1 protein-coding gene and 1 pseudogene are annotated in these 898 nt (G+C 48.8%); one reads left to right on the top strand and one right to left on the bottom strand.

Annotation, left to right across the window (positions count from 1 at the left end):
• Nucleotides 1-358: pseudogene (locus CA13_RS34510) on the top strand (hypothetical protein); the annotation flags it as partial.
• 288 nt (nucleotides 359-646) lie between these two features.
• On the opposite strand, the gene CA13_RS34505 reads toward CA13_RS34510, so the two are convergent.
• On the bottom strand, nucleotides 647-898 hold a 252-nt coding region (locus CA13_RS34505), incomplete at its 5' end, for a hypothetical protein (protein ID WP_419193812.1).

Raw genomic sequence — 898 nt, 5'->3', positions numbered from 1 at the left:
CCAATGGCGGAATATTTCCAAAGCAAAGACTCTGGACAAGCTCCTTGCTAAAAGAAAATGGGTGCCCTTTGTTTGGGTGGTTCTTTCTTGCTATTCTTTCTTGCTACTTTCTTGCTACTTTCTTGCTACTTTCTTGCTGCTTTCTTGCTGCTTTCTTGCTGCTTTCTTGCTCCATTTGGGTGGCCCTTTCTTGCTTTTTGGGATCGACACCCATGGTTGGTGTGACATTGTGAAGAAGTTTGGTCGCGTCTTTAAGCGAGCGGCAGGAACTCCCGAGAGCCTTGCTCGTGAGGCAGTCCGGTGTGGTCAAGGCTGGCTGTGTGCTCCCGAGAACCCACTGGGACTAGCTTCGGTGTAGCGGACTCTCTTCCGCACGCTCGAACCTGCAACTGATTTTGCGATTAGCGTTGTGTGCTGCGCGGTCGATGTTGTAAAGATGCATGTGAACTCGCTGGAGAGGAGGGATACCACTCCAATCGCCTCCAAAGGGGGAGCATGTCCGAAGCAAAGACTCTGGAAAAGCTCTTTGCTAAAAGCAAAAACTGGGTGGCTCTTTCTTGCTCTTTGCTAAAATTAAAGACTGGGTGGCCCTTTCTTGCTTTCTAAAAGCAAAAACTGGGTGGCTCTTTCTTGCTCTTTGCTAAAATTAAAGACTGGGTGGCCCTTGCTTGCTCTTTGCTAAAATTAAAGACTGGGTGGCCCTTGCTTGCTCTCTTGCTTGACTTGCTAAAAACTGGGTGGCCCTTGCTTGCTTTCTAAAGATGCATGTGAACTCGCTGGAGAGGAGGGATACCACTCCGATCGCCTCCAAAGGGGGAGCATGTCCGAAGCAAAGACTCTGGAAAAGCTCTTTGCTAAAATCAAAAACTGGGTGGCCCTTTCTTGTCTTCTTGCTTCT

The sequence above is a fragment of the Novipirellula herctigrandis genome, from assembly GCA_007859835.1.
GTDB classification, from domain to species: Bacteria; Planctomycetota; Planctomycetia; order Pirellulales; family Pirellulaceae; genus Novipirellula_A; species Novipirellula_A herctigrandis.
This window is presented reverse-complemented; position numbering and strand designations above follow the sequence as displayed.